The 5,881-nt window shown below is 75.2% G+C and carries 7 protein-coding genes; all 7 read left to right on the top strand.

Annotated features, from left to right (window positions below; genetic code table 11):
* The first annotated feature begins 565 nt into the window (after nt 1-565).
* Nucleotides 566-1,081: a hypothetical protein gene (locus ACWGJO_RS40540; RefSeq protein ID WP_452190816.1), complete on the top strand. Its 516-nt coding sequence runs from the start codon at nt 566-568 to the stop codon at nt 1,079-1,081.
* Nucleotides 1,082-1,185: 104 nt separating this feature from the next.
* Complete coding sequence (locus tag ACWGJO_RS40535) at nt 1,186-1,611, top strand: phage tail protein (RefSeq protein ID WP_359897847.1); 426 nt, start codon at nt 1,186-1,188, stop codon at nt 1,609-1,611.
* An 82-nt stretch (nt 1,612-1,693) separates the two neighbouring features.
* Nucleotides 1,694-2,467 carry a CIS tube protein gene (locus tag ACWGJO_RS40530; RefSeq protein ID WP_452190815.1) on the top strand — a complete coding sequence of 258 codons (774 nt, stop codon included), beginning with the start codon at nt 1,694-1,696 and terminating at the stop codon, nt 2,465-2,467.
* The gene (locus ACWGJO_RS40525) at nt 2,464-4,242 is read left to right on the top strand and encodes a VgrG-related protein (RefSeq protein ID WP_452190814.1); all 1,779 of its coding nucleotides are present in this window, start codon (nt 2,464-2,466) and stop codon (nt 4,240-4,242) included. The genes ACWGJO_RS40530 and ACWGJO_RS40525 overlap by 4 nt, the downstream gene beginning before the upstream one ends.
* 112 nt (nt 4,243-4,354) lie before the next feature.
* Nucleotides 4,355-4,666, top strand: a complete 312-nt coding sequence (locus ACWGJO_RS40520) for a PAAR domain-containing protein (protein WP_452190813.1) — start codon at nt 4,355-4,357, stop codon at nt 4,664-4,666.
* 2 nt (nt 4,667-4,668) lie between these two features.
* A complete protein-coding gene (locus ACWGJO_RS40515; protein WP_387684353.1) occupies nt 4,669-5,106 on the top strand; it encodes a GPW/gp25 family protein in 438 nt (145 codons plus the stop codon).
* Nucleotides 5,106-5,881, top strand: a 776-nt coding sequence (locus ACWGJO_RS40510) for a putative baseplate assembly protein (RefSeq protein WP_452190812.1), incomplete at its 3' end; no start/stop codon positions are given. The genes ACWGJO_RS40515 and ACWGJO_RS40510, both read left to right, overlap by 1 nt.

Here is a 5,881-nt window from a genome sequence, read left to right as displayed (position 1 = left end):
CGCTCCGCGCCGCTCGGGTGCGCAGGTGCGGCGCTCGCCGGGTCCCGGTGCCGGAGGTGGCGGTGCCGCGGCCGGGGAGTCGGCCTCGCCGGGGAGTTCGGGGCGCCCCTCCGCTCCGGGGGCGGCCGCGCCACGCGGGGTCGTGGCCGCGGTGCAACGGGTGTTCTCCCGCCGCCCGTCGGCACGGTCGGTCCGACGGACGGCGGCCGATCACCCGACCGTCGTCGATCACCCGTCAGCGGCCGGAGGCCCGGCGGCACCTGCCACCGCCCCGCTCGCGCCCGCACCGGCGGGCCCACCGCATGTCCTGCCCGGTCGACCCCGTGCGGCAGTCCCGAACCCCGGTGTCCCGGCGCCGCCGCGACCCGGTGCCACGGGCGCGGGCCTCCCGGCCGTGCAGCGGCCCGCCACGCCGACGTCCGGCGGGCAGGCGAACCCCGGCGCCCCCGGTGCGCCGTCCGCCACGGCGAGCGCCCCGCGCCCGCCGGTCGTCCGGCTCAGGCCCGTGGCGGCGCCGTCGGTCCAGCGCCTGTCGGCCACGCCCCGGCCTCCGCAGCCGTCCCCGGTGCCGCCGCCCACTGGCTCGGCCCCGGCGGGCACGAGCCGGTCACCGGGCCCGCAGCCCGGCACCGTACTCGCGCCCACGTCCGTCCCCGCGCCCACGCCCGCCCCCGCGCTCGTCGTGGCCCGGGCGCTGCCCGCCGGGCACGCCACCAGCGCCCCGTCCGCCCCGTCCGCCTCTCCCGGGCCGGCCGCACCGCCGTCGCCCGCCACGGCCCGGCTGCTGCAGCGGGTGGCCGAGCAGACGGGCCTGACGGGGGTGCCGCTGACCGCCGTGCCCGCGCGCACACCCACCACCGTGCAGCTCGCCGGGCCGGCCCGAACCGCCACCCCCGGTATCCCGCCCGCCGCGAGCACCCCCGGGAAGGCCCCCGCCGGACCGGGCGCCGAGCGGCGCGCCGACCCCGCCGACCTCGACGAACTGGCCCGCCGCCTGGTCGAACCGGTCGGCCGGCTGCTGCGCACCGAGTTGCGCAGGGGCCGGGAGCGCAGTGGCAAACCGTACGACATGCGCCGCTGAGCCCGGGCCGGACCGCGGGCCGGACCGCGGACCAGAGCGTGGACCAGGCGGACGGCCGACAGCAGGCCGCAGCAGCGACGTGACCGGAAGCAGGGAGCAGAGCGATGACCGACAACATCTTCGCGTCCAGTGTGTTCTTCAGCCTGACCATCGGCGGCAACGACCTGGGCGACTTCACCACCTGCTCGGGACTCGGCGCCCAGGTCGAGATCGAGCAGTACGCGGAGGGCGGCAACAACGGCTTCGCCTGGCAGCTGCCGGGCCGCATCACGTGGTCGAACATCACGCTGACCCGCGCGGTCACCGCCGACACCACGAAGATCGCCCGCTGGCTGTCCGAGATCGTCCGCAAGGTCGAGCCGAAGGATGGCGAGATCGTGGCGCTGCGGCCCGACCTGAGCCGGATCGTCGGCTGGCAGGTGCTCGGGATCGTCCCGGTGCGCTGGGAGGGGCCGTCCTTCGATCCCGCCAACTCCCAGGCGGCGATGGAGACCCTGGAGATCGCCCACGCGGGCCTGCGCCCCTCCTGACCCCACCGCACGCCCGGCCCGCCCGGGCCCGCCCGATCCACGGAACCCACTCGACAGCCCGACCCACGGAAGGAGCACCAGGATGTCCCCGGCGGTCCCCGCCAGCGTCACCCGGGCCCAACTGACCATCATGGAGCCACCGTCCACGGTCGGTGCCCAGCCCGGCGGCACGCTCGCGCAGCTCCGGCTCCAGTTCAACCCGGCGACCCTGGTGCTGAGCAAGACCACCGAGTGGCGGCGCACCCCGTCCCGGATGGCGGGCGAGTCCGCGCTGCCCGAGTTCGTCGGCAGCGGTCCGCGCTCGCTCTCCCTCGACGTGTTCCTGGACTCCACCGCGACCCACGACAACTCGGTGGAGCGGGCGGTGGAGCAGCTGATGACGGCGTGCGTGCCCACCCCGGCGAGCCTGGCGCGCAAGACGCCGGCCAGCCCGTGGATCCGGCTGGACTGGGGCACCCTGAAGACCACGTCGTTCAACGGGGTGCTGACCGGCCTCTCGGTCACCTACTCGCTCTTCGACGTCGACGGGAAGCCGCTGCGGGCGGTCTGCTCGCTGACCATCGACGAGGCGAGCGTCGACCCGGCCGGACAGAACCCCACCTCCGGCTCGCCGGAGGCCCGCAGCACCCACCGGGTGATCGCCGGCGACAGCCTGCCGATGCTCGCCTGGCGCGCCTACGGGGACGCCACCGCGTGGCGCGCCATCGCGGAGGCCAACGACATCGACGATCCGATGGCGCTGGTCCCCGGCGCGGAGCTGATCGTGCCGGGCGTCGAGGAACTCACCCAGAGCCACACCCGGAACCAGGACCGGGGCCACGCCCCGGGCGAACCCACCCAGGGCGGACGGCCATGACCACTCCCGAGGCCCGCGGCGGCCGCTCCTTCGCCGCCGACCCCGTCGTCGAGGCGCCGGGCCCGCTGCCGCCGATCTGGGTGACCCAACTGGTCTCCTGCGACATCGAGGAGAGCGTCGGCCTGCCCGACACCGCGGTGCTGTCCTTCCGGGACGCCGACCACACCTTCCTCTCCGCCACCGGGATCACCATCGGCACCCCGCTGAAGGTGTCCGTGGTGACCGTGCAGGGCAACACCCGGGCGCGGCTGTTCACCGGCGAGGTGACCGCGCTGGAGCTGGAGGTGGACACCACCGGCTCGTACACCGTGGTGCGGGCCTCGGCGGTCACCCACCGGCTGATGCGCGGGCGCCGGGTGAAGGCCTTCCGGAACATGACCACCGCCGACATCGTCCGCCAGGTCGCCTCGGGCGCGGGCCTGACCTGCGGCAAGGTCGACTCCTTCCCCGTCGTCCACCAGCAGCTCTCGCAGGCGAACGTACCGGACTGGGAGTTCCTCCAGTTCCTGGCGCAGGAGAGCGGCGCCCAGGTGCGGGTGGACGACGACGGGAGGCTGGAGTTCGTCCGGCCCGACCCCGCCTCCGGCGCACCGGCCCCCTCCACCCCCGCGCCGCAGAACCCGCTGGTGCTGGAGTACGGCCGCAACCTGCTGGAGCTGCGCGGTGTGCTGACCGGCGCCGGAGGAGCGGACACGGTCGAGGCGCGCGGCTGGAACGTCATTACCAAGAGCGCCCTGGTCGCCACCGAGCCGGCGGTGACCTCCCGCACCGTGCAGCCGGGGATGAGCCCCTCGGTGGTGGCCTCCGCCTTTCCCGGCCAGTCCCGGCTGACCGTCGCCGACACCCCGTACCGCACCCAGGCGGAGACCGCCTCGGTGGCCCGGTCGCTGGCCGCCTCGGTGGCGGCCGGCTTCGGCGAGCTGGAGGTGGTCGCCGAGGGCAACCCGCGGCTGCGGGCGGGCACCGCGGTCGCGCTGGGCAACGTCGGCGCCGCCTTCTCCGGCCGCTACACCGCCACCGGGGTGCGCCACCTGCTCGAACCGTTCCGCGGCTACCGCACCACCGTCGTGGTCAGCGCGGCGCCCGACCGCTCGCTGGCCGGGCTGACCAGCGGTGGCAACGCCCCGCCGCGCGGCCCCCGGATGCCCGGCCTGGCCGTCGCCGTGGTCACCGACGTCCGGGAGCCGGGCGGCGGGCAGCGCGGCTGGGTGAAGCTCAAGTTCCCCTGGCTGGACGACACCTACGTCTCCGACTGGGTGCGCACCGTGCAGTGGGGCGGCGCCGGGGGCGGCGGCGTGGTCAGTCCCGAGGTCAACGACGAGGTGCTGGTCGGCTTCGAGCAGGGCGACCTGGACAGCCCGTACGTGCTGGGCGGGCTCTACAACGGTGTGGACCGGCCCTCCCCGCACGACGTGCCACTGGTCGACGGGGCCTCCGGCAAGGTCAACCGCCGCTCGGTGGTGTCCCGTTCGGGCCACCGGATGGAGCTGCTGGACGTGCCGGGCGGCAAGTCCGGCGTCCACCTGGCGAGCGGTGACGGGAAGCTGGAGGTCAGCCTGGACCAGCAGTGCGGCGAGATCGTGCTGACCGTCCACGGCCCCGGCGGCGCGGCCGGCAGCACGGTACGGCTCTCCTCCTCCGGCATCACCCTGGACGCGGGGACCGGCGCGGTGAACGTGCGCGGTGGATCGGTCACCGTCCGGGGCACGACGTCGGTCACCGTGGACGGTGGCGCCGAGGCGGTGCTCAAGGGGGCCTTCGTCCGGATCAACTGAGCCGCCGATCGACCGGCGACAGACCGGCGATCGACTGACGGAACGTCAAGAAGCAATGGCAGTATGGCGAGTGCCCGCGAACACCGGGCACCGCAGGAAACGGAGACCGCAGATGCCCCCCGCAGCCCGGACCGGCGACCTGACCGACCACGGCGGTGCCCTCACCACCCCGCCGCCGGGCGCCCCCAAGGTGGCGACCGTGCTGATCGGCGGCCGCCCCGCCGCCGTCGTCGGCACCGTCCACGCCTGCGTCGTCCCCCCGCACCTGGCCCTGGGCCCCGGCAACCTGGTGCTGCCCTCCCCGGGCGCGGTGACCAGGGGAGTGGTGCTCATCGGCGGTCTGCCCGCGGCCCGCATGGGCGACAAGACCACCTGCGGCGCCACCGTCACCACCGGCGCGTTCAACGTGCTGATCGGGGGCTGAGCATGAGTGGCAGCTTCATAGGACGCGGCTGGGCCTTCCCGCTGCGGGTGAACGCCACCGGCGGCATCGCCATGGTGGAGCGCGACCGGGAGCTCGCGGAGGCGATCCGGCTGATCCTCGGCACCGCCCCGGGTGAGCGGCCGATGCGCCCCGAGTTCGGCTGCGGCATCCACGAGTACGTCTTCGCCCCGGGCGACAGCACCACCGCCGGGCGGATCGCCCGCGAGGTGCGCATCGCCCTGGAGCGCTGGGAGCCGCGGATCGAGGTCGACGACGTGGTGATCGCCTTCGACAGCGCCGAGGAGGGCACCCTCTACATCGACGTCCACTACACCGTGCGGGCCACCAACGATCGCCGCAACCTGGTGTTCCCCTTCTACACCATCCCGGAGCACCCGGGCGCGGACGCCCTCGACACGGTCGGCGGGGGTGCGCGCTGATGGCCCTGCCCTCCCCGAACCTGGACGACCGCCGCTTCCAGCAGCTCGTCGACGAGGCCAAGCGCTACGTCCAGCAGCGCGCCCCGGAGTGGACCGACCACAACGTCTCCGACCCGGGCGTCACCCTGATCGAGACCTTCGCCTACCTGGTGGACCAGCTGCTCTACCGGCTGAACCGGGTCCCGGAGAAGAACTACGCCGCCTTCCTCGACCTGCTCGGCATCCGGCTCTTCCCGCCCGCCGCGGCCCGGGCCGAGGTCGACTTCTGGCTCTCCGCCCCGCAGCCCGAGACGGTCCTGCTGCGGGCCGGCACCGAGGTCTCCACGCTGCGCACCGAGACCGACGACGCGGTGGTCTTCTCCACCGCCGAGGACCTGCCGATCGTCCCCAGCTCGCTGGAGCGGCTGGTCACCGTCTCCGCCTCCGGCGAGCAGTCCGACGGCACGGCCCGGCTGGCCGACGGCGCGGACGTGCCCTGCTTCCAGCCGCGCCCGGCGGCCGGGGACGCCATGCTCTTCGCCCTGCCCGCCGTCGTGCCGCGCTGCATCCTGATCGTCCGGCTGGACAGCCGGGTGGAGGGCGTCGGCGTCGACCCGCGCCAGCCGCCGCTGGCCTGGGAGGTCTGGGACGGCGCGCGCTGGATCGCCTGCGAGACCGGCAGCGACACCACCGGCGGCCTCAACCGGCCCGGCGAGGTGGTCGTCTTCGTGCCCGCCGGGCACACCGCCTCGGTGGTCGCCGGGCGCCGGGCCGGCTGGCTGCGCTGCCGGGTCAC

It is taken from the genome of Kitasatospora sp. NPDC054795 (genome assembly GCF_053611565.1).
The sequence above is the reverse complement of the archived record's forward strand: the minus strand, read 5'-3'. Positions and strand labels throughout refer to the sequence as shown.

Bases quoted from the DNA above. Each gene is read 5' to 3' on its own strand.
- ACWGJO_RS40535 (WP_359897847.1), top strand. From the start codon at position 1,186: ATGACCGACAACATCTTCGCGTCCAGTGTGTTCTTCAGCCTGACCATC.
- ACWGJO_RS40530 (WP_452190815.1), top strand. From the start codon at position 1,694: ATGTCCCCGGCGGTCCCCGCCAGCGTCACCCGGGCCCAACTGACCATC.
- ACWGJO_RS40525 (WP_452190814.1), top strand. From the start codon at position 2,464: ATGACCACTCCCGAGGCCCGCGGCGGCCGCTCCTTCGCCGCCGACCCC.
- ACWGJO_RS40520 (WP_452190813.1), top strand. From the start codon at position 4,355: ATGCCCCCCGCAGCCCGGACCGGCGACCTGACCGACCACGGCGGTGCC.
- ACWGJO_RS40515 (WP_387684353.1), top strand. From the start codon at position 4,669: ATGAGTGGCAGCTTCATAGGACGCGGCTGGGCCTTCCCGCTGCGGGTG.